The sequence below is a fragment of the Qipengyuania sp. NPDC077563 genome (assembly GCF_044901345.1).
In the GTDB taxonomy this organism is placed as follows: Bacteria; Pseudomonadota; Alphaproteobacteria; order Sphingomonadales; family Sphingomonadaceae; genus Qipengyuania; species Qipengyuania aestuarii.
Genome location: NZ_JBJDPC010000001.1, coordinates 735,791 through 757,220, shown reverse-complemented (window position 1 = coordinate 757,220; position 21,430 = coordinate 735,791). Strand labels below are relative to the sequence as shown.

The following is a 21,430-nucleotide window of genomic DNA, read 5'->3' as shown; positions in this document are numbered from 1 at the left end:
TCCTTCAGATCAGTTTACGATAAATGTGATCACCATGGTCACTCGCCATTCGGCAACGCTTCCGTCGCGGACGACTGCCTTTGTGTCTTTTACCCATGCACCCTCGATATTGGTGACGGTTTCGCCGACCTTGCCGATGCCATCGCGAACTGCAGCCTCAATCCCTTGAGTTGAACTCGCAATCACTTCGATCGTTTTAGCTATCGCCACTTCAGTCCTCCTTTGAACATTTAGCCGAGTGCGTTGCTCCACCTGCTGGCGCAGCAGTTGAGGCGCTCAGCGCTCTATTACATTTGTTAAACCCTGCGATGCGCCCAAAGCAAGTCGCTATCCCATCTAGATTTAGAAGTGAGGGTAAGAAAAGCCAGATTGGGCCGATGGACCCGTGACTGGCAGATGGGACTGGGGCTGGATGGATCTGTGCGTTTGCCGGCCACAATAGCCCACTTTATAAAGGACATTGCTCAAACCACCCCTGCTACTTACTTTAATACACAGGGCGTATTATTCTTGGGGGCACGGATGGACGATGACGTGACCCCAAGCTTTCCCCCAGCTGGGATTAGAGCCGGGCGGTTGTTTTGCGCATCTGCGCGGTTGAAGCAATGGGCTGCGTAGCGGAGCCTGTAGGGCGTAGCGAAGCAGGCCATTGCTTATTCAGTTCGGCGGCGAACGCCGCCGGTGTTGCGTATCCAAGAGACGAGTGCGGTCTCTCCCGGTTGTAGTCCTCCACCCAGGCCGCGATCTCGACGCGAGCATGAGCAAGGCTGAGGAACAACGTCTCGTTGAGCAGCTCGTCGCGCATCCGGCCGTTAAAGTTCTCGCAGAAGCCGTTCTGCATCGGCTTGCCCGGCGTGATGTAATGCCACTCCACTCCCGCCTCCCCGCACCATGCCAGCACCGCATTGCTGGTGAGTTCGGTACCATTATCGCTCACGATCATGCCGGGCTTGCCGCGCTCGGCGATCAGATCGGCTAGCTCGCGCACGACACGGCGGCCGGAGATCGAGGTATCCGGCACCGCTCGCAGGCACTCCCTGGTTACGTCGTCGACGATGTTGAGCACGCGGAACCGCCTGCCCGACGCCATCTGGTCATGGACAAAGTCCAGGCTCCACCGCTGGTTCGGCATAGCCAGGACCGGAGCCGGCGCTCTCGTGCCGACAGCACGGGCGCTCGCCCAATCGTCCAGCAGCAGCCAAGCCAGCAAACTGGTTAAAGCAATTCCGATGATACCGCCTGCGCAAGCGCGCATGCGGTCACACAGGGTTGCACCAGCAAGAATGGGTTTAAACAGTTGGTTCATTGATAGGCCAGAAAGTATCTTGGCCGCGCGCAATGACGCGCCGATTGGCTTAAAGCGAGCAAGAATGCGCTGCGTTCGCCAAAGGGGAGATTGCCTCTGCCCTTCCACTTTCCGTCATCCTGGTTCATTTAATGTGATCGACCGTTGCTCCTTGGTTTTTGCGCTTATGTCCGGATAAACGTGGTATTTACTCGACCATGTCACCGAGACCCAGTTATTTCGAGCGGGAGCCGATGAACAAAATACTCGCACCGAAGGCCTTCGATCGCGGCTCAGACTTATCAGTCGGCGAGGAAGCGAACATCTTGGAACTGTATGATCAGGCCGCATCTCTCGCGGCTATGGGCGCTTGGTCGTGCGATATCGAAAGCGAACGTCTTGCCTGGACAGGTGGAGTTTTTGAACTCTTCGGACTTTCACCCGAACAGCCACTCGAGCGACAGAGCATTGTCGAACTTTACTGCGAACAGTCACGCGAGCTACTTGAGCGAAAACGATCGCATGCAATCGAAACGGGCGGAGCTTTTTCGCTCGACGCCAATATAGTGCGCCCTGACGGCGAGGAACGCTGGATACGAATAAAGGCAGCGACGCGAAGTTCCGGTGGGCGAGCCAGAACTCTTTATGGAATGAAGCAGGACATCACCGAGGACCATACCCGGTGGGAGGCCCTGCGAGCTGCAGCCGAATTGGATCCGCTTACTGGGGTTGGAAATCGCGCACGCTTTCAGCGTTTCCTGGACCAACAGGATGAGAATGCTCAGGATGACGTTGGGGCACTAATTCTGTTCGACATGGACGAGTTTAAGCGGCTCAACGATTTGTGGGGACACTCGGCCGGGGATGCGTGTCTTGCCGCTTTCGGAGAACGGCTGCGAAATGCTTTTCCCGAAGCGAGTATAATAGCCAGGATCGGCGGCGATGAATTTGCAGTTCTCGTCCCGCCAGTCAGTTCAACTCACGAAGCGGAGATTGCTGTGCGATCGCGCCTCTGCAGTCTTAGAAACCCGGTGCCCTGGAAGGGCGAGTTATTGCCACTCAACGTCTCAATCGGTCTCGCCTTCGCCGCACAAGGAGAGGGATTGGATCCGCAGAGATTGTTCGAGGCAGCCGATAAGGCGCTCTACATTGCGAAGAGAGAGGCCTCGAACTTTCTTGTCTGCTTATAACGCGCCTCACGTATCCGAAGCACCTAGCGTTTTGCCCAGCCATTGATTGCTGATGGTCTACGAGTTCCGAAGCTTAGTCTGCTTCTCCGTCCTAATTCACCAAAAGCGGACAGTCAGGATACGGCCCCATAGCTGGCCGGTCGGCAACTCGCCGCTGTTTCCGACACCGGATATTGATTGGAAAATCTACGAAAGCGGACGTTAAAGCATTTCAGGATTGTCGACCGAATTATCGTAACACCGGATGGTCTATCTCTCGGAATGATCCAGCTTTACCTTCCACAGCTCGCGAGAAGACTTCCCCACAAGACCGCAGAGTAGCCGCTATCAGGCTATTCCTTTTCCTGACGGCTGGATTGGAATATCGCCAACGGGATCAGAGCAAAGGCAAGAAGGCGTATCAAGAAAAGAGGACTGCGCTCTTCGACCGGGATCTGGGTGATCGCGAGCCATGCGTAGTTCAACGCCAAAAGGAAAAAGCTCGCCGCGAAGGTTAGAAACAGTTTTTGCCGGGTACGCCGGTAGTATTTGACGAACAGGAGACAAGCGATTGCGAAACCCATGACGATGGCGCCGGATATGAACTGTTCGAACATCAATCCTGCTCCGCTTCCCAGATAAAACCGAATAGCAGCACCGTAACGGCAATCAGCGTCATCAGCAGACGGGCGAGCTTGAGGTCGAGTTCCGGCAAGAGAACCTTGTCGATGACGACCAGCAAGTTACTTATCGCAAGCAGAGTGAAGCAGGCGCAACTCCACAATAGGATCGGCGAAGCGATAGTGCGGTACTGACGCAGTAAAAGGCCCGCACAAAGTGCGCTTGCAAGGAAACAAAGCAAATAGACGAGATTCGAAACGGCCCCGACCATCTTTAGTCCTTTCCTAGCCGAAACGCGTCGGCGAAGGCATTGAGCCCCGGCGACTGGCGAGCGATCATGAGCCTTCGAGCCCGACCGGGAAACCTTTGATAAAACTCGTGGGCCCGCCGCGCATTCTTCTCAACGTCCTCATTCACGGGGCGGAATTGAAATCGGCCTTCACGATCCATTCCGCCGATCCCGGCCGCAACCAACGATGCGATACCCTGTTCGACCACAAGTTCGCTCGCACGCATACGATCGACCAGTTCGCGGGCTGTCAGACCCTCGTCCGGCATACCAAGCACCGCCGCAAGCAATTCCAGATCCCAAATCGACGAAAAACTGTCGCAGATGAATTGTTCGATGTCGTCTTCGGTCGCCATGATCGACCCGAATGCTCCCGATACCTTAGTCTCCGCTGCGTTCCATAGGCACCGCAATCGCGCTTCGCAAACCGCAAATTTGCCACAGGCCGCTGGAAAATAGCGTCGCGCCGGAACTATTGGGCTGGCCAAAGATTTTCGCGCATGGGGTCGCTCTAGAAAATATCTCAGTCGGCCGGGTTGCAACAGATTTCCGCGGGGGAGCTGCCGTTGGCGGACACACAAGAACAAGAATGCGCGGACCTGCGTGAGAATCTAATCGCTGCTCTGATGAGCCTCAGGGACGGTGAATTCTCCGCCCGTCTGAAGCTCAAATCCAGCAATGCGCAGGATCGCCAGATTGCCGACCTTTTTAATGAGGTCGTCAGCCTCAACGAAAATATTACCGGTGAATTCGGCAGGATGGCCCGCATTGTCGGGAAAGAGGGCAAGATCGCCCATCGCGCCTCTGTGAAGGGTGCGAACGGTGGCTGGCAGACCAAACTTGATGCGGTAAACGACCTGGTTGACGACATGGTTCAACCCACCAACGAGGTTGCGCGCGTGATCGGCGCCGTGGCGAAGGGTGACCTGTCGCAGCATATGGCTACCGAAATCGACGGTCGTGAACTCAAGGGCGAGTTTCTGCGGATAGGCAAGATCGTGAACACGATGGTCGACCAGCTCGGTTCGTTCGCTTCCGAAGTTACGCGCGTGGCGCGCGAAGTGGGCACGGAAGGCAAGCTGGGCGGACAGGCGCGGGTCAAGGGCGTGGCCGGTACATGGAAGGATCTCACGGACAATGTGAACCTGATGGCCGACAATCTCACCGGTCAGGTCCGTAACATTGCCGAAGTCACGACCGCCGTTGCCCGCGGCGACCTGTCCAAGAAGATCACCGTCGACGTTAAGGGCGAGATTCTCGAGCTCAAGGACACGATCAATACCATGGTCGACCAGCTCAACGGCTTCGCATCGGAAGTTACCCGCGTGGCGCGTGAGGTGGGCACCGAAGGCAAGCTGGGGGGACAGGCAGAAGTGCCGGGCGTCGCGGGCACATGGGCCGACCTGACCGACAATGTGAACCTCATGGCCGACAATCTCACCGGTCAGGTCCGTAACATCGCCGAAGTGACGACGGCCGTTGCCAGGGGCGATTTGTCCAAGAAAATCACCGTCGAGGTGCGCGGCGAAATTCTCGAATTGAAGAACACGATCAACGTCATGGTCGATCAGCTCTCCAGCTTCGCTTCGGAAGTTTCGCGTGTGGCGCGCGAAGTCGGCACCGAAGGCCGCCTTGGCGGTCAGGCCAAGGTCGAAGGCGTGGCCGGTATCTGGAAGGACCTCACCGATAACGTGAACGAACTGGCCGCGAACCTGACCGGTCAGGTTCGCAACATCGCCGAGGTGACGACGGCCGTGGCTTCGGGTGACTTGTCCAAGAAGATCACGGTCGACGTGAAGGGCGAAATCGCGGAACTGAAAAACACGATCAACACCATGGTCGACCAGCTTGGCTCCTTCGCCTCAGAAGTGACGCGCGTGGCGCGCGAGGTAGGCACTGAAGGCAAGCTGGGCGGTCAGGCCAAAGTGGAAGGCGTCGCGGGGACATGGGCAGATCTCACCGATAACGTGAACGAACTGGCCGCGAACCTGACCGGTCAGGTGCGCAACATCGCCGAGGTGACGACGGCCGTGGCTTCGGGTGACTTGTCCAAGAAGATCACGGTCGACGTAAAGGGCGAGATCGCCGAGCTGAAGAACACGATCAATACCATGGTCGACCAGCTCAACGGTTTCGCTTCCGAAGTGACGCGCGTGGCGCGCGAGGTGGGAACGGAAGGCAAACTCGGCGGGCAGGCGCGCGTCCCCGGTGTTGCCGGCACTTGGAAGGACCTCACCGAGAACGTCAACCTCATGGCCGACAACCTGACCGGCCAAGTGCGTAATATCGCAGAAGTCACTACTGCCGTGGCCCGCGGCGATCTCTCGAAGAAGATCACGGTCGATGTGAAGGGCGAGATCGCCGAGTTGAAGAACACCGTCAACATCATGGTCGACCAGCTCAATGGCTTCGCCTCGGAAGTGACGCGTGTGGCGCGCGAAGTGGGTACGGAAGGCAAGCTCGGCGGCCAAGCCATGGTGCCTGGCGTGGGCGGGACGTGGGCCGACCTGACCGACAATGTGAACCTCATGGCGACCAACCTCACCAATCAGGTGCGCGGTATTGCCGACGTTGTTACCGCGGTGGCTCAGGGTAACCTCAATCGTAAGCTGACTCTCGAAGCCAAGGGCGAGATCGCAGCGCTGGCCGAGACCATCAACGGCATGATCGGGACATTGTCCACTTTCGGCGACCAGGTTACCAACATGGCGCGTGAAGTGGGTGTGGAAGGCAAGCTGGGCGGCCAAGCACGTGTGCCGGGCGCTGCGGGCCTGTGGCGTGACCTCACGGACAACGTGAACCAGTTGGCAGAAAATCTGACGAACCAGGTGCGCTCGATCGCGGACGTGGCGACCGCGGTGACCAAGGGCGACCTCACCCGTTCGATCTCGGTGGAAGCCTCGGGCGAGATGGCCTCGCTCAAGGACAACATCAATGAAATGATCCGCAACCTGAAGGACCAGACGCTCAAGAATGCGGAGCAGGACTGGCTCAAGACCAACCTCGCACGCTTCAGCCGGATGCTTCAGGGTGAACGCGATCTCGCCACCATCTCCAACCTCATCATGAGTGAGCTCGCGCCGCTGGTGAATGCGCAATACGGCGTCTTCTATGTCGCGAGGGATGGAGAGGAAGACGATGCCATCCTGGACTTGGTGGCCAGCTATGGTGCGGGCAATCCCGCCGAAATGAAGCCGCGCTTCGTTCTGCGCGAAGGCTTGATCGGGCAGGCGGCGGCAGACAAGACGCCGATCCGGCTCGACAAGGTCCCCGACGGCTATCTGCGCGTCAGCTCCGGTCTGGGCGATGCCAAGCCTGCACATCTCTTCATCCTGCCGGCACTGTTCGAAGACGAGGTGAAGGCGGTCATCGAGCTGGGCAGTTTTGAAGGCTTTAACGATACGCACAATGGCTTTCTTATCCAGCTCATGGAAACCATCGGGATCGTGCTCAACACGATCGCGGCCACCATGCGGACCGAGGAATTGCTCAAGGAATCGCAGTCGCTCACCCAAGAATTGCAGGCCCGCCAGACCGAACTGACCACCAAGCAAGAAGAACTGGCCCAAACGAACGAGGAGCTTCAGGAAAAGGCGCAGTTGCTCGAATATGAGAAGCGCCAGGTCGAGGCGAAAAATTTCGAGATCGACATGGCCCGTCGTGCGATCGAGGAAAAAGCCGAACAGCTAGCGCTGACCTCAAAATACAAGAGCGAGTTTTTGGCCAACATGAGCCACGAATTGCGCACACCGCTCAACTCATTGCTGATCCTGTCCAAGGTCCTGAACGACAATGAGGAAGGGAACCTCAGTCAGAAGCAGACGGAATTTGCAAAGACGATCCATTCGGCAGGATCGGACCTGCTCAATCTCATCAACGATATCCTGGACCTTTCGAAGATCGAATCCGGAACAGTATCGATAGATCTCGACGAAATGCCCCTTTCTTCGCTGCGACAACATGTGGAGCGGACCTTCCGTCCACTTGCATCGCAGAAGGGTCTCGAATTCGAAGTCAAATTCGAGGAAAATTTGCCATCCGAGATAACGACTGACGAACAGCGTCTGCAGCAGATACTACTCAATCTCCTGTCGAACGCCTTCAAGTTCACTTCCGAGGGCAAGGTCGATTTGGAGGTGCGGATTGCGGAATCCGGCTGGAACATCGCTCATCCGGTCCTTGGGGATGTCGAGCACACTTTGGCGATTTCGGTCAGCGACACAGGAATTGGAATCCCGGCGGACAAGCAGAAGCTTATCTTCGAAGCTTTCCAGCAAGCCGACGGGACTACCAGCCGCAAATACGGTGGTACTGGCCTGGGACTGTCGATTAGCCGTGAGATCGCCGGTCTTCTTGGCGGCGAATTGACCGTATCCTCCGTTCCCGACGAGGGTTCTACGTTCACGCTCTATCTTCCACTAAGTGCGGAAAAATTGATCGAGGCCAAGCCCAGGACAACTGAGATGGTCGACGTACGCGAAACGGCAGGCAGCGAGGACCATCGCCATGCTTCGGCAGGGGGCACCTACATCCTGATAGTCGAGCAAGATGCAGGACTGGCTGAGAGCTTGGCGATCTGCGCTCGTGAAATGGGGCTGAGTGCCATCCATGCTCCATCCGGAGCGGCGGCCATTTCTCACGTCCGCCGTTCGGCACCCTCCGCAGTGGTACTCGATCTCGCGATAGAAGACATGCGAGGAAAGGTGCTGCTCGACTATCTGAGCAATCACCCGGATACCGCCGGTGCGCCGATCCACGTCCTGTCAGACGACGCTGACCAAACGCCTGGTGGCGACGTGTCCGGAGTACCCGTTTCTGCGCGCGACGAGGGTCTGTTCCCGGAGTTGTTCAACGAGCTCGTCAGCCGGGTCGAAGAGGCAACTGACACCGCAGGAGTTGCTCCAGATCGTACAGAAGAACTCACTGGCCGGAACATCCTCATTGTCGATGACGATGTTCGGAATATCTTTTCGTTGGCCAGTGTTCTCGAAGCCCGCGGCGCATCTGTCATCTACGCGGAAAGGGGGGGCGATGGGATCGAAATGCTTCGCGCGAAACGAGGCATCGATGCAGCCCTCATCGACATCATGATGCCAGAAATGGACGGGTATGAAACAATGCGGAGAATCCGCGAGGACGAGACCATCAGCACCATTCCGCTTATCGCGGTGACAGCGAAAGCCATGCAAGGCGATAGGCAGAAATGTCTCGACGCCGGTGCGGACGACTATATTTCCAAGCCGGTCGATGTCGATCTTCTGATGTCCATTCTGCGTGTAGCATTCGGTGATCGGATGGAGCATGTTTCCAAGCAGGAAGAGGTGGCTGAACAGTGATCGCACCGGTTGAAGATATGGAAGCTGAAAATGCCAAAATCCTCATCGTCGACGACGATGATCGAAACCTTCTTGCCTTGTCCGAAACCGTAAAGACTCTCGCGCAGGTGGTCTGTGTGTCATCTGGCAAGGATGCGCTGCGAGAACTCCTGCAGCACGAGTTTGCCGTTATCCTGCTTGACGTCTTCATGCCCGAAATGGACGGCTATGAAACTGCAGCAATAATCCGAGAGAGGGCGCGAACGTCCCAAGTTCCGATCATTTTCCTTTCCGCGGTGAACAAGGAAACTTCGCATCTGATGCGCGGCTACGAGATGGGCGCGGTCGATTATGTCTTCAAACCGGTTGATCCCGTCGTTCTGAAGACCAAGGTCGGCGTATTCGTCGACCTTTACAAGGCCCGGCAGGAGGTCAAGCGAAAGGCTGAGCTGGAAAGCAGCCTTCGCGAGGCGCATCTGCGCGAACAGTTGGACCGCATCGAAGTCGAACAGCGACTGGAGGACAGCGAAAGACGGCAGGCTTCCGTGCTCGCAACACTACCCATGGCGATATACGAAGCAGCCGTGGAAGGAGACACGCTCGAGCGGCGCTTCGTCGGAGGACACCTAGACTATTTCCTCGGCGAGAGGTCAGCCGATCTTATCGACGGCAAGCGCCGGTTCGACGAATGGATACATCCCGACGATCTCGAAGGCTTCACAGCTAATGACTCAGCCGATGATGCGGTGACAATTGAATACCGTTTCTTTGGTCCGGACGGCCGGAAGCGGCATCTGCTCGATCAGCGAACCAGGCTTCAGACGAGCGGTTCTGCACAGCAGTGGGCCGGTACGATTTTGGATGTGACAGACCGGCGCGAACTTGAAGAGCGCCTCGTCCATGCAGGCAAACTTGATGCTCTCGGCCAACTGACCGGCGGCGTGGCCCATGATTTCAATAATCTTCTAGCCTCGGTCCTGGGTGGTATTAGTATTCTGGATCGTCGTCTGGAATTAGGCCCAACGGAAAAGCGAGTTATCGGCCAGATGCGATATGCCGCCGAGCAGGGTACCGAACTCGTAAAGCGGCTCACGGCATTCTCCCGCCGACAAGAGCTGAAGCCCATTGCAATCGCGCCTCGCGAATTGTGCGAAGCTGTGGCAGGTCTCGTTGATCACACCTTGCCCGACCGGATTTCGACCGAATGGCATTGCGCGGATACCGACCTCAATATCTTCGCCGACAGGGGGCAGCTCGAGCTAGCGCTGATGAACCTGATCATCAATGCACGCGATGCCATGCCCGAAGGTGGTGTAATCGCCATTTCAATGGAAGAGCCAACCTCTGCCGAGCCGGAACATGACACGCTTATCTTGCGCGTTAAGGATAGCGGTGTCGGCATGACCGAGCGGGTGCTGAGAAAGGTCACTGAACCCTTCTTCACGACGAAGGAGACCGGCAAGGGAACAGGATTGGGCCTCTCGATGGTTGCCGGGTTTGTCGATCAGTCCAGCGGAAAACTGGAAATCGAAAGCACGCCCGGCAAGGGGACCACGATATCGATCTCCTTGCCCGCCACCACACGTTCAGGCGAAAACGCGCATTCCAGTCGCGCCACCGAACTTTCGTGGTTCGAAGGCAGACGGCTCGCCGTTGTCGACGATGACGAAGGGGTAAGGATAGTGTTGTCCGAACAGCTTCGAGACATTGGTGCTATGGTCGAGGAATTCTCGTCCGGCGCGGACATCCTCGAAGCATTTGATCAGGAAAAAGCGAAATTTGATGTGGTGATTTCGGATTTCGCAATGCCCGAAATGAATGGATTGGAAACACTTTCGCGAATTTCCAGCGTTGATGCCGAGGTTGGTAAGGTCTTGATGACAGGTAACGCTGCCGACTGTGATCTGACGGATACCGTAGACATCCCACTAGTGCGCAAGCCGATCGACCTGAAAGCGCTCGCCCGGGCATGTTCCAAGGGATCGGCGATGGTACCTTCTCCGAAGTGAGCATCGACGAACGCACATAGGACAATCAGGTGCGTGGCCGATCATAGAGCCCCACAGCCTTTTTTAACTGGCTGGGTCACTCCTTCCGCGCGTCATTCGCGATCTTTTTGCCGGTGAGAAGTCCGCTTCTCAAGATGTACAACCGAAAGCAGACAGTCCGCAACCGGCCCCAAAGAGGTCGGTCTGGAATGCGCCCTCATTCCAGACATTCAAAAGGTCGCTGGAAGCTCTTCAAACCGGACATCGAAATGAGGCTTTGAACAACTCGGTCAAGTGGCACTCAAAGGAAGACATCGAACTTGTCTTCAGGGAGACAGGTATGCCGAGAATAAAAGAAGCATCGCGAATCCGCCAGCAAATGCTGGGCTTGAAATTCGGCGGGAAGCACCTGGTTCGTCAGCCTCGGGTACGATTTCTTCGATCGTTGCAGTCAATAGAAGTCCAGCAAGGACGGCAAGGGTGATCCCAGTCGCGAAATCTCCTGCATCCTTCAACGCCACGTAACCAGCTGCAGCTCCGAGAACTGGGAGCATTGGGTACGCTGACAACATCACCATTCGCTGCGTTCGTGGCATTGCCGCCGCTCTGAAATTGGCAGCGATTGCAAAGCCTCCGGGAAGGTTGCCGATGACCTGTGACGCAGCCAACAACACTCCAAGGCTCGCTGCGACCGCCGCGCCGCTGCCAGTCATCAACCCATCTGTCAGCAAATCCACGCCAATCGCAACGTAGGCTCCGACGGTAGTCGCGCGTATCCGATTGCTCGGCAGGCTCGTACTTATAGCACGAGACAATCTGGCAATGCCGACAGAGGCGAGAGAGCCGCAAACTAGCCCTACAGCGAGCAACCATATCTCGATGCGTTCCATCGCTCTTGGCACCAGTTCCAGAGCAGCGACTGCAGTGGCAAGTCCCGCTGCGGCATGCATTGCTCCGCCCACAAGCCAAGGAGGGGGCTTGCGCCACTCCGCCAAACCAACCCCAATTAAACTGCCAAGCGCTGGCAGCAATGCGAGCAACAGAACGGAGCCTAGATCGATTGTATCAGCCTTTTCCGGCCCAGCTATTCCCGGGAATGACCATGCCGAAGTGATCGTACCCAAGGGTGGGATCTGAATCAAAACGATTGATCACAATGAAATTCTCTTCGAATCCGGTGCAAAATTCGGAGGCATCGTCAGCAAGAAACGGCGGCTTCTCGGTTTCAGGCGGCGCTACCAAACCGAATTACCTTGTGGTGGAAGGTGTGGACGGCGATCGGGTCTCGCTTCGCAACTGGGTTGCATCCCGCGAGGAGACGCGCCGTGTCTCATCGCGTGGGGCGATACGCCAGACGGTGTTCGACACATCATCCGCGACATATAGCACGCCGCGGGCTGCATCGTATGTCACGCCTACGGGGCGCCCCCTCGCGTGCCCGTCTTTCAGGAAGCCTGTGAGCAGGTCGATGGGTTCGCCGCTTGGACGGCCCCCGCGGAAGGGCACAAAGACTACCTTATAGCCCGAGGGATCGGCTCGATTCCAACTTCCGTGCATCCCGACAAACGCACCTTCACCGAACCGGCCACCCAAGCCACCTTCGGTGGTGAAATCGACACCAAGTGCGGCAACATGTGAGCCCAGCGCGTAATCAGGCACAACGGCCTTTTTGACTAGGTCAGGCCTCGCAGGCTTGATCCTCAGATCGACGTTCTGACCGTAGTAACTGTAAGGCCAGCCATAAAAGGCGCCGTCGCGAACGGAGGTCAGATAATCGGGAACGAGTTGCGGCCCGAGTTCGTCACGCTCGTTGACGACCGCCCAAAGCTGCGCGTTCCACGGGTCAAAAGCGAGTGCAGTGGGGTTGCGGATCCCGGAGGCAAAAATCCGGCTGGCGCCCGTTTCGCGGTCTATCTCCCATATGACCGCACGGTCCTCTTCGACATCCATGCCGCGTTCACCGACATTGCTGTTCGAGCCTATGCCGACGTAAAGCTTCGAGCCATCGGGGCTGGCGGTCATCGCCTTGGTCCAATGGTGATTGATCTTGGCGGGAAGCTTGGTGACTTCGGTACCAGAGCCAGCGATACTGGTCGCTCCTTCGGTATATTCGAAGCTTACCAGATTACCCTGATTGGCTACGTAGAGCGTGCCATCGACGAAAGCTAAGCCGTAGGGCGCATCGAGACCCTCGATAAAAGTGGTCTGGAGATCGGTCTGCCCATCTCCGTCCTCATCGCGCAGTAGCGTTATCCGGTCCCCGCCTTCGACCGGGCTTTTGCCGCGCTTCTTGATCCACCCTGCGATAACATCTTTGGGCCTCAGCTTGGGTGCCTTGCCGCCAGAACCCTCGGCGACCAGGATGTCTCCATTGGGCAGAATCAGCGTCTGCCGCGGGATTTTCAGATCCTGCGCAATTGCGGAAACGGTGTATCCATCGGGCACGATGGGTAGTTCGTCCCCCCATCCCTGCGGCGTCGGAATTTCCATCGCCGGCACGAGAGCATCATTCTGTTCGGGAAGTTCGGGCCGCTCGCCGGTCTGATCGAGATCGGGATCGCTGCTGACCTGGCAGGCGGAAAGCGCGATAGTCAGCGGTAAGGCGAGGTATGCGAGGCGGATCATGCGCGTTTCTCCACCGCAATGGTGCTGTAGGCGATAAATGCCGCGATCAAGGCAAGGATCGAACAAAGGATCGAAAGAACGATTCCCAATGTCCCAACGGAATGCCAGCCGTCACGCGCATGTTGAAAAGCATTCAAAACACCGAGCCCAAACATTGCGGCGACGACGATCAGGTAGAGCGCACCTCGGCTTTTCGAGTGGCGGGCACGCCCGAAGAAGTGGCCGAGTAATGCCCAAGCGAGCACCAGGCCAGCAAACAGATCAGCCCCGGCGATCAGCCAAGAGGAGAAATTGGTCCACTGGATCTCCGCCGTATTCAGATAGGTAATATCGGTGAGTAGGGCGGCAGGATAAAGCGCCACGGGAAATGCAAGAAGGATCGCGTGCAAGGGATTTGCAAAAGAACGGGAATTAGTGACTGTGCGGTCCATGCGGGCAATCTCCTCTTCCGGCTTTGCCTCTCTGACTTAACCAACAATGGCAGGGAAGGTGCCGAAGATTACCCCCGCCGCGCCCAGCCCGAGGGCACCAAGAGCAAGCGGCGAGCGTGGAGCAGGTAGTCTCCGGACTTGTACGACCAGTGCGGCGATTGCGATTAGACCCGCACTTATAGCGATAATCCGCGCCACCCCGTCATCTGGGAAAACCAGCACCCCGGCGTAGCTTAAAGCGAAATGCGCCGACCAGATCAGAAAGGCAATCAGAAGGGCGCGATAGATCGAAGGATGGTCGATCGGCTCGCCAAGCTCGTTGTTCTTCGCTTCAGACACCGGGGAATACCCTCGGCAAGAGAGTAAAGATCATGCCCTGTAGCGCGCAGAACATTATGAAACGTGCGACGATATCCATGGTCACGTTTGTTGGAGTGGTCATGATCCCTCGTGCCTCGCGAAAGGCGAGATAGGCGGCCATGATGACAGCAACTACGACCACCTGTCCCTGAAGTACCGAAAGCATGAAGACAGTCGCGCCCATGCCATTCGCGGTGGGCTCAAGACCCGTCGCGAGCCAACCAGTCACATCGAGGTATAACGCGCCGACCAGCAGGGCCGCAGCAAGTGCCTCCAGCATCCAGGGCAGGTCTTCGGCAAGCCGCCCCTCTTTCGTTGCGAGAAACCGACGCCCGCCCCAGGCCGCAAGAAGCGCCGCCGCTTCTATCCCGACAATAATTGCGGTTTCGCCGAGGGGCGGAGGCGCACTCCAGACTTCGGGATTGATACCATAGAGATAGAGATAGGCGAATACGGCCATGAAGCCGATCATGCCGATTACTACCGTCAAAGTGTTCAACGCCCACCAGCCGTGGCTTTTCGGCCCAGTGATTGCGATCGGAACCTCGATACCGCCGCCGATGTCAGCGCTTTCCTGTTTGATGGGACGGTCGGTTTCCCAAAGCCATCGCAGCGTGCTCAGCACTGCTACAATCCCGCAAAACACAGCAAAGGCGTAGCCCTGCACCGTGAGCGAAAGGAAGAAGAGAGCGGTGAACACAGCGGCTGACAATGGCCATGGCGAGGGGCCGGGCATGAGTTGAACGTACTGTGGTTCAGCCATCACGGTCGAGGTGATCAATGTCTCGCGCTGGCCAGTGGCAGAGTTTGGAAGAAAATAGCGCCCTTCTTCGACTTCCTTCGCGATTTGAGGGCGGTCCCATAATGGCTCACGCGACGTGACCAGCGGAATAGAGCGCGTGGAATACAGGCCGGTCGGAAGCCATTCCAGCGTGCCGCCGCCGTAGATATTGCCCGCATCGTCATGAACCGTGAAGCGAAAGCGGCGTGCGAGATCGAACAGGAAAAGGAGTATCCCAGCGGCCATCACGAAAGCGCCGATGGTGGACACCAGATTGAGCAGATCGAGATCGCGCCCGGGCAAATAGGTATAGACCCTGCGCGGCATACCCATGAGGCCGGTCAGGTGCATGGGGAAAAAAGTGATGTGCAGACCTGCGAACATCAGGCCGAAGACCCACTTCCCCACACGCTCAGATAGCGCCCGGCTGCTAGTCATGCCGTGCCAGTGATAGAACGCGGCGAACATCGGGAAAACCATGCCGCCCATCAGCACGTAGTGGAGGTGGGCAATGATAAAATAGGTGTCATGCGCTTGCCAGTCGAAGGGCACCATACCCACCATCACGCCAGTCAACCCACCCATTGTGAAAATCACCACGCTCCCGACCACGAAAAGCGCGGGCGTGGTCCATCTAATCTTCCCGCTGGCGAGCGTCGCGATCCAGCAGAACACCTGGATGCCGGCAGGCAGGCTGACCGCCATGCTGGCGGCGGAAAAGTAGCCTGCAGAAACGCGAGGCATGTCGGTAGTGAACATATGATGCGCCCAAACGCCAAAGCTAATGAAGCCGGTAGCCACCAGTGCCAGTACGTTGAGACGGTATCCGACGAGCGGCACCTTTGCGACTGCGGCCACCATCATGCTCATGAGACCCGCGGCTGGGATGAAGATAATGTAGACTTCTGGATGACCGAAAAACCAGAAGAGGTGTTGCCACAGCATGGGATCGCCGCCGCGTAGCGCATCGAAGAAGGGCCAATTGAACGCTCGTTCGATCTCCAGCAGCATCGTGCACAGGATCACACTTGGGAAGGCGACCACGATCATTACCGCGAAGACCAGCATGGCCCACGCAAACATTGGCATTTTGTCGAGGGTCATTCCCGGTGCGCGGGTTCTCAGCACACCCACGATGATCTCGATCGCCCCGGCAATGGCCGAAATCTCGATGAACCCGATGCCGAGCAACCAGAAGTCAGTGTTGATACCGGGACTGAAGGCAATGCTCGTCAGCGGGGGATACATGAACCAGCCACCGTCGGGCGCCAGCCCCACGAATAGCGAGAGGAAAAACATCGTCCCGCCTACGAAATAGGCCCAGAAAGCGAAGGCCGACAGCCTGGGAAACGGCAGGTCGCGTGCCGCCAGCATCTGCGGCAACAGCATGATCCCGATCGCTTCCACCATAGGCACGGCAAACAGGAACATCATCACTGTGCCGTGCATCGTGAAAAACTGGTTATAGGTATCGACGCCCAGAAAGTCCTGCATCGGGGCAGCGAGCTGCACTCGCATACCCAGCGCCAGAATTCCTGCTGCAAGGAAGAAACCAAAAGCGGTGACGACGTACCAGAAACCAACGTAGTTGTTGTTGACCGCGGTAAGTCGTGCCCACCCCTTGGGCGCGCGCCAGATGCGGTTCAGTTCTTCGACCTCGCTATCGGGGCGCTTTTCGGCAGGAAAGCGCTCGTACAGCGCATAATCGAAACCCGTCTCGGATTTCATTTCTGCTGCTCGAGCCAGATGGCGATAGCTTCGAGCTCGTCGGCATTGAGCATGTCATAGCTCGGCATGCGATTGCCGGGTTTGAGCGATTGGCTGTCGCCGATCCAGCCGATGAGGGTCCCGCGATTGTTGGGCAATATACCCGCACCCAGTGTCCGGCGCGATCCGACATGGGTGAGATCCGGTCCAGCGAGACCGTTCGCCTCTGTCCCGGCGACACGATGGCACGCAGCGCACCCAGACTGCATAAAAAGTTCCTGCCCGGACAGCTGACCAGAATTTGCGTCAGTGCCTGCAACCGGACGCGAGGCTGCTGACTGCTCCGAAGCGACCGTCATTGAGGCGGATAGTGGTTCTTCTGGCGTGGTTATGCCGCGCCCCGTCGAAACGAGACGCTTAGTCCGCTCGGCATACCATTCGCGAAAATTGCCGTCCTCATGTGCAACAGCAACGAAGCCCATCAGCGCATGTTGCCGCCCGCAATACTCCGCGCACACCCCGCCGAACTCTCCTGCGCGATCTGCTTCGACCCTCAGTAGAGTGCGGCGCCCGGGAATCATGTCCTTCTTTCCCGATAGATGCGGCACCCAGAAGCTGTGGATCACATCGGCGGATTCCAATTCGAGCACCACCGGACGTCCAACAGGAATGTGAATCTCGTTCGCATCTTCCATCACAACCGCGCCCGATGTGTCCAGATACTGCACACGGAACCACCACATTTCGCCGGTAACGCGAATACGCATCTCGTCCCCGCGGATCGGCTCTGTCAGGCTGGCCGTAAGTGTGAGTCCCCACACCAGTAGCGCGGTCAATACGACGCCCGGAAAGGCCACCCCGCCGAGCCAGATCGCGCGTTCGCCTCCAAGCTTCGCTTTCCACTTGTCCGGTCCCTTGATGGCGACCCAGAGAGCAAACACCACGACCAATGTGACGAAAGCGCCCAAACCGAATAGCGACCAGGCCAAGGTGGTGACCCTGCCCGAATAGGGACCTGCCGGATCAAGTACCGGAGGAGGCCAACCCCAGAGTGCGTCAATCATGGTCGAGGCCATATAAATAGGCTGCGATATCTGCCGCCTCAGCCTCGCTAATCGGCATTGCCGGCATGGACGAGCCCTCCTTCACGGAAGGTGCGTTGCGGATGAAGCCCGCCAATACGTCCGGCCGGTTCGGCAATTGGCCAGCTATCAAGCCGACATCGTCGAAGCCCTCAAGCGATGGTCCCAAGCGCCCGGATGGCCAGTCCAGCCCGGGGATCTCGTGGCAAGATCCACAGCCTGCGCGCTTGATTGCTGCTAAGCCCCGCTCCTTCGGGCCGGTAGCCGGCTCTCGCCGCGTTTCAACCGGGTCCTTGCATCCGGCAAGCGGTGCACAAGCGGCTAAGGCTATGCCAGTCACGATGGCTTTCCAATTTCGATGCCGATGCTCCACACTCCCCATTCCCATGGGAACCGGACAATTGCACGCTTCGTTCCCGCCAGACGATGCTTTTCCGCCCTAACCTGTCCGTCGCCGCCCTTTCTATGGGGTTGGCGTCGTGCAGTCCTGGCCCGATTGAGGATCCATTCGACGACACCGGCGAATTGATTGCCTTATCGGGCGGGGACGCAGGTCCGCAGTCTGCTTGCCACACCTGTCATGGGCTGGACGGTCGCGGCGACGGAGCGTTGGTGCCGAGGATAGCGGGCATGGATGCCGGATATTTGGTTCGTCAGCTGGGTTTTTATGCGGACGGGCAACGTAGTCATCCACAAATGACTTGGCTTGCAGGTCGACTAAATACCGAGGAGCGATTGGCTGTGTCAGCCTATTACGCGGCCATGGATTTTCCGGAGGACGTGCAAGGCAGCAAGGGTGAACCTGAACCCTCTTGCGAGATCGCGAAAGCATACGAGATCTACCATGTAGGCTTACCCGAACGCGCTCTATCGTCTTGCGCGTCTTGCCATGGAGAAACCGGTCTCGGTTCGGGTGCCGGCAATCCAGCCTTGGTTGGTCAGAGCGCGGCGTACCACGCCGAACAATTGCGCCGTTGGCGAAATGGTGAGCGATATGGCGATGGGCTGAACGTCATGCACGATACGGCCAGCAAGCTGCGAGAGGACGAGATCAGCCCACTCGCGGCGTATATTGCGTATGGTCCGGAGCCGTCTCGTCGTCCCGAATTTCCGGAAGAATGCCCCTGACTGTATCGTCGCGATCCCAGAAATGGTGTTTCAATGCCGCAATAACATGCAGCGGCACCAGCAATGCGAGGCCGATCACGCCTAGGACATGAAGGCTCTCCGCCCAGTCGAGCACTTGAAATTGCCATGCGGGGGTGAGTGAATGAAACGGCATTGGGGGTATCGCGACCAGTCCGGCAAGGCGCAGAGGTTGGACCGGCTGAATTGCAGACCACATCGCCCATCCGCTTAGCGGAAGTAGCGCAAACAGGCCATAGAACAGGTACTGTGTGATATGTGCTGCGGTGCTCTGCCAGCCGGACGCATCAGCGTCATTGACCGGATCGGGGACGAAAAGTCGCCAGCCAAACCTCAAAATAGCAAGGAACAAGATGGTCAGCCCCAACTCGCTATGCAGTTCGTAGGTAGCAAGCTTGCTAGCCCCGATCGGATAGCGCGACATCATCCAACCTGAGCCGAGCTGAACGAGCACCAGCCCTGCCATGATCCAGTGGAACCAGACACCGACTGGCGAATACTTCCCCTGCTCGGTATAGCTGACCGCCCATCTTCGGATCAGGTCATGAAGCCTCATGCAGGCGCTCTGCTACCGAGCGATCGATAAAGTATCGTCAAAGCGGCAACTAGGTAGACCAAGCTCGCCGGGGCCCACATGATGATGCCCGCAATCTGCTGATCCTCGATCGGCGAGAGACCCCAAAACTGCGTCGTCAGCCAATGTGGCGCAAAGTAGGCTCGGTGTGCAAAGGTCAACAACGCACCGAGTGCACCCATCGCGACCATCGTTGCGAGCAACGCCGTCGCGGCCGCGGGTGCTGGCGATCGGATGACCTTTATCCACCAAACCGCAGCCGTGGCGAAGATGCTGATTTGCATGAGCCAAAAAATGCCGTCGCTGCTCATGGCGCCTTCGTAGAAAGGAGGCGCATGCCAGAGCCAGAACGTGAGCCCATGAATCGCTGTCCAGACGGTCAAGGTGCCGGGAATTTCGGTTTCCTCGGCCCGGAAGGCGGCAACGATCAAGGGAGCGAGCACAGTGGCCAGTATAACGTCATGAACGATACGCACTGTAAACAAAGCCGACCCGAGAGCGCAGAAAGGGCTGATGTAGAGTAAGCTGAACACGACCCCGGTTGTGTATGTCGGCATTGCTCTAAGTCTGTCGCGTTTCCAATAAGCGAGACCCGCGAAGACCACCAAACACACCAACATTTCTGGCGCGAAATTCCAATGGGTCAGCCAAACCCCAGGTCTTGGGGCCGCACCGCAATAGGGCAACCAGTGGTTCAGGATTCTCTCCAATCCTACAGTACCTAAACAACGTACTAAATGATCAGACAGAGCATGGTGCCCGAAAATTTTTACCTAGGGAGGAGAAATGGGCCCTTGTTTCCAAACTTAAGCGTGCCACACGCAGTGGACGAGGCTAACTGCTCAAGGCATGCGCGATCCCCATGGCCTATGGCTGATAGATCTCATACGATCTGGTGAGACAACCAGCCGGACACTATAACGTCAGTCGCCCTTGTGCTCGGGTTTACCCTTTCGCTTGGTGCTAGCGAGATCCTCAAGCTCACTCTCGGTCATGGAATCGTACATTTCCTTTGACGCGCCCTGAAGGTCGCTTTTGCTGGTGTCGCCACGCTTGGCGCTAAGTGCTGCCCCCGCCGCTTTTTGCTGCGCTTTTGATTTTGCTGGCATTGTGATTACTCCTTTGATGTCAGCTTCCGACTATAATTCCGCCGTTAGGGTGCAACACCTGCCCCGACATATAGCTTGAATCCTCACATGCGAGGAAAAGGAAGGCGGGCGCCACCTCGTTGGGTTGGCCGGGTCGGCCCATCGGGGTGCTCTTGCCGAAGTCGTCCATATCCTCAGGAGGTTGCCCTCCGCAGGGGTTCAACGGGGACCAAATCGGGCCGGGCGCGACTGCATTTACACGAATGCCGTCGGCCACCAAGTTTTCGGAAAGAGAGCGGGTGAAGGCCGTAATCGCACCCTTGGTGCTGGAATAGTCGAGCAAATTGTCCGAGCCTTTGTACATCGTCACGCTGGTGCAATTAATGATAGCGCTGCCTTCACCAAGGTGCGGTAGCGCGGCCTGGACCAAGAAGAACATCGAATAAATGTTCGTCTGGAATGTCCTACGCAGTTGCTCTTCAGTAATATCTGTCGCGTTGTCATCGGGATGCTGCTCACCCGCATTGTTCACGAGGACATCCAGCTTGCCAAAGTGTTCGACGGTTCGGGCTACTGCCTCGTCTGCGAAATCGCGGCGTCCCAAATCGCCTTGCAGACAAAGCCCTTTGCGACCCTCGCCCTCTATAATCGACAAAGTGTGCGCTGCATCTTTTCGCTCTTCATCTGCGAAATAGGCTATCGCAACGTCAGCTCCTTCGCGAGCAAAGAGGGCTGCTACCGCCCTGCCAATGCCGCTGTCACCCCCGGTAACTAGGGCGACTTTGCCCTCTAGGCGGCCCGAACCGGGATAACGTGGCCGCCAATCTGGCTTGCTGTCCATCTCCTCTTCGGAGCCAGGCATGCGCGGCTCTTCTCTGATTTCAGGGTGGAAATTCTCAGTATTGGTCATTTGGAGGGCGCCCCTAAATTGCATAAGCTCATCCCGAAGGACCGCAAATTGCAAATGCC

General features: G+C 57.4%; 20 protein-coding genes and 1 pseudogene. 4 read left to right on the top strand and 17 right to left on the bottom strand.

Translation table 11 applies throughout. From position 1 onward, the window contains the following. Positions 1-9: 9 nt before the first annotated feature. Positions 10-210, bottom strand: coding sequence for a dodecin family protein (locus ACI2I1_RS03725; protein WP_404677958.1), 201 nt, complete (start codon positions 208-210; stop codon positions 10-12). Positions 211-562: 352 nt separating this feature from the next. Beyond that, positions 563-1,171: pseudogene (locus tag ACI2I1_RS03720) on the bottom strand (IS3 family transposase); the annotation flags it as partial. 368 nt (positions 1,172-1,539) lie between these two features. On the opposite strand from ACI2I1_RS03720, the gene ACI2I1_RS03715 reads away from it, so the two are divergent. Continuing rightward, positions 1,540-2,475 carry a GGDEF domain-containing protein gene (locus tag ACI2I1_RS03715; RefSeq protein ID WP_404677957.1) on the top strand — a complete coding sequence of 312 codons (936 nt, stop codon included), beginning with the start codon at positions 1,540-1,542 and terminating at the stop codon, positions 2,473-2,475. Between the two features lie 332 nt (positions 2,476-2,807). Here the strand turns inward: ACI2I1_RS03715 and ACI2I1_RS03710 are convergent, their stop codons facing one another. From ACI2I1_RS03710 to ACI2I1_RS03700, 3 genes are read right to left on the bottom strand one after another with little or no spacing between them, the layout of a single operon-like run. Beyond that, positions 2,808-3,071: a DUF5985 family protein gene (locus tag ACI2I1_RS03710; RefSeq protein ID WP_404677956.1), complete on the bottom strand. Its 264-nt coding sequence runs from the start codon at positions 3,069-3,071 to the stop codon at positions 2,808-2,810. After that, entirely contained in the window at positions 3,071-3,346 is a 276-nt protein-coding gene (locus tag ACI2I1_RS03705) for a DUF5985 family protein (protein WP_404677955.1), read from the bottom strand. Before ACI2I1_RS03705 ends, ACI2I1_RS03710 begins: the two co-directional genes overlap by 1 nt. A gap of 2 nt (positions 3,347-3,348) precedes the next feature. Continuing rightward, complete coding sequence (locus ACI2I1_RS03700; RefSeq protein WP_404677954.1) at positions 3,349-3,720, bottom strand: hypothetical protein; 372 nt, start codon at positions 3,718-3,720, stop codon at positions 3,349-3,351. 210 nt (positions 3,721-3,930) lie between these two features. Between ACI2I1_RS03700 and ACI2I1_RS03695 the strand changes: the two genes are divergently transcribed. Continuing rightward, positions 3,931-8,700 (top strand): HAMP domain-containing protein, encoded by a 4,770-nt coding sequence (locus ACI2I1_RS03695; protein WP_404677953.1) that lies wholly within the window; start codon positions 3,931-3,933, stop codon positions 8,698-8,700. Then, on the top strand, positions 8,697-10,688 hold the full coding sequence (locus ACI2I1_RS03690; RefSeq protein ID WP_404677952.1) for a response regulator: 1,992 nt from the start codon (positions 8,697-8,699) through the stop codon (positions 10,686-10,688). Before ACI2I1_RS03695 ends, ACI2I1_RS03690 begins: the two co-directional genes overlap by 4 nt. A 305-nt stretch (positions 10,689-10,993) precedes the next feature. On the opposite strand, the gene ACI2I1_RS03685 is transcribed toward ACI2I1_RS03690, so the two are convergent. From ACI2I1_RS03685 to ACI2I1_RS03650, 8 genes are all read right to left on the bottom strand, one after another. Continuing rightward, positions 10,994-11,404, bottom strand: coding sequence for a hypothetical protein (locus tag ACI2I1_RS03685; protein WP_404677951.1), 411 nt, complete (start codon positions 11,402-11,404; stop codon positions 10,994-10,996). Positions 11,405-11,732: 328 nt separating this feature from the next. Next, positions 11,733-11,909 carry a hypothetical protein gene (locus tag ACI2I1_RS03680; RefSeq protein ID WP_404677950.1) on the bottom strand — a complete coding sequence of 59 codons (177 nt, stop codon included), beginning with the start codon at positions 11,907-11,909 and terminating at the stop codon, positions 11,733-11,735. A gap of 6 nt (positions 11,910-11,915) precedes the next feature. Further along, positions 11,916-13,292, bottom strand: a complete 1,377-nt coding sequence (locus ACI2I1_RS03675; protein WP_404677949.1) for a PQQ-dependent sugar dehydrogenase — start codon at positions 13,290-13,292, stop codon at positions 11,916-11,918. Continuing rightward, positions 13,289-13,723, bottom strand: a complete 435-nt coding sequence (locus ACI2I1_RS03670; RefSeq protein ID WP_404677948.1) for a DUF2231 domain-containing protein — start codon at positions 13,721-13,723, stop codon at positions 13,289-13,291. The genes ACI2I1_RS03675 and ACI2I1_RS03670 overlap by 4 nt, the downstream gene beginning before the upstream one ends. Positions 13,724-13,759: 36 nt before the next feature. After that, positions 13,760-14,062 (bottom strand): hypothetical protein, encoded by a 303-nt coding sequence (locus ACI2I1_RS03665; protein ID WP_404677947.1) that lies wholly within the window; start codon positions 14,060-14,062, stop codon positions 13,760-13,762. Then, on the bottom strand, positions 14,055-16,592 hold the full coding sequence (locus ACI2I1_RS03660) for a cbb3-type cytochrome c oxidase subunit I (RefSeq protein ID WP_404677946.1): 2,538 nt from the start codon (positions 16,590-16,592) through the stop codon (positions 14,055-14,057). Before ACI2I1_RS03660 ends, ACI2I1_RS03665 begins: the two co-directional genes overlap by 8 nt. Beyond that, positions 16,589-17,635, bottom strand: a complete 1,047-nt coding sequence (locus ACI2I1_RS03655; RefSeq protein WP_404677945.1) for a c-type cytochrome — start codon at positions 17,633-17,635, stop codon at positions 16,589-16,591. The genes ACI2I1_RS03660 and ACI2I1_RS03655 overlap by 4 nt, the downstream gene beginning before the upstream one ends. Next, positions 17,628-17,822, bottom strand: coding sequence for a hypothetical protein (locus ACI2I1_RS03650; RefSeq protein WP_404677944.1), 195 nt, complete (start codon positions 17,820-17,822; stop codon positions 17,628-17,630). Before ACI2I1_RS03650 ends, ACI2I1_RS03655 begins: the two co-directional genes overlap by 8 nt. A gap of 257 nt (positions 17,823-18,079) precedes the next feature. Between ACI2I1_RS03650 and ACI2I1_RS03645 the strand changes: the two genes are divergently transcribed. Then, positions 18,080-18,781: a c-type cytochrome gene (locus ACI2I1_RS03645; RefSeq protein ID WP_404677943.1), complete on the top strand. Its 702-nt coding sequence runs from the start codon at positions 18,080-18,082 to the stop codon at positions 18,779-18,781. Here ACI2I1_RS03645 and ACI2I1_RS03640 read toward each other — a convergent pair. The 4 genes from ACI2I1_RS03640 to ACI2I1_RS03625 form a co-directional block, all read right to left on the bottom strand. Further along, on the bottom strand, positions 18,705-19,355 hold the full coding sequence (locus tag ACI2I1_RS03640) for a cytochrome b (protein ID WP_404677942.1): 651 nt from the start codon (positions 19,353-19,355) through the stop codon (positions 18,705-18,707). The two genes, ACI2I1_RS03645 and ACI2I1_RS03640, sit on opposite strands and share 77 nt — an antisense overlap. Continuing rightward, positions 19,352-19,804, bottom strand: a complete 453-nt coding sequence (locus tag ACI2I1_RS03635) for a cytochrome c oxidase assembly protein (protein ID WP_404677941.1) — start codon at positions 19,802-19,804, stop codon at positions 19,352-19,354. Before ACI2I1_RS03635 ends, ACI2I1_RS03640 begins: the two co-directional genes overlap by 4 nt. Positions 19,805-20,296: 492 nt before the next feature. Continuing rightward, the gene (locus ACI2I1_RS03630; RefSeq protein WP_404677940.1) at positions 20,297-20,482 is read right to left on the bottom strand and encodes a DUF3008 family protein; all 186 of its coding nucleotides are present in this window, start codon (positions 20,480-20,482) and stop codon (positions 20,297-20,299) included. A 19-nt stretch (positions 20,483-20,501) separates the two neighbouring features. Next, entirely contained in the window at positions 20,502-21,371 is an 870-nt protein-coding gene (locus tag ACI2I1_RS03625) for an SDR family oxidoreductase (protein WP_404678333.1), read from the bottom strand. Positions 21,372-21,430 lie beyond the last annotated feature (59 nt).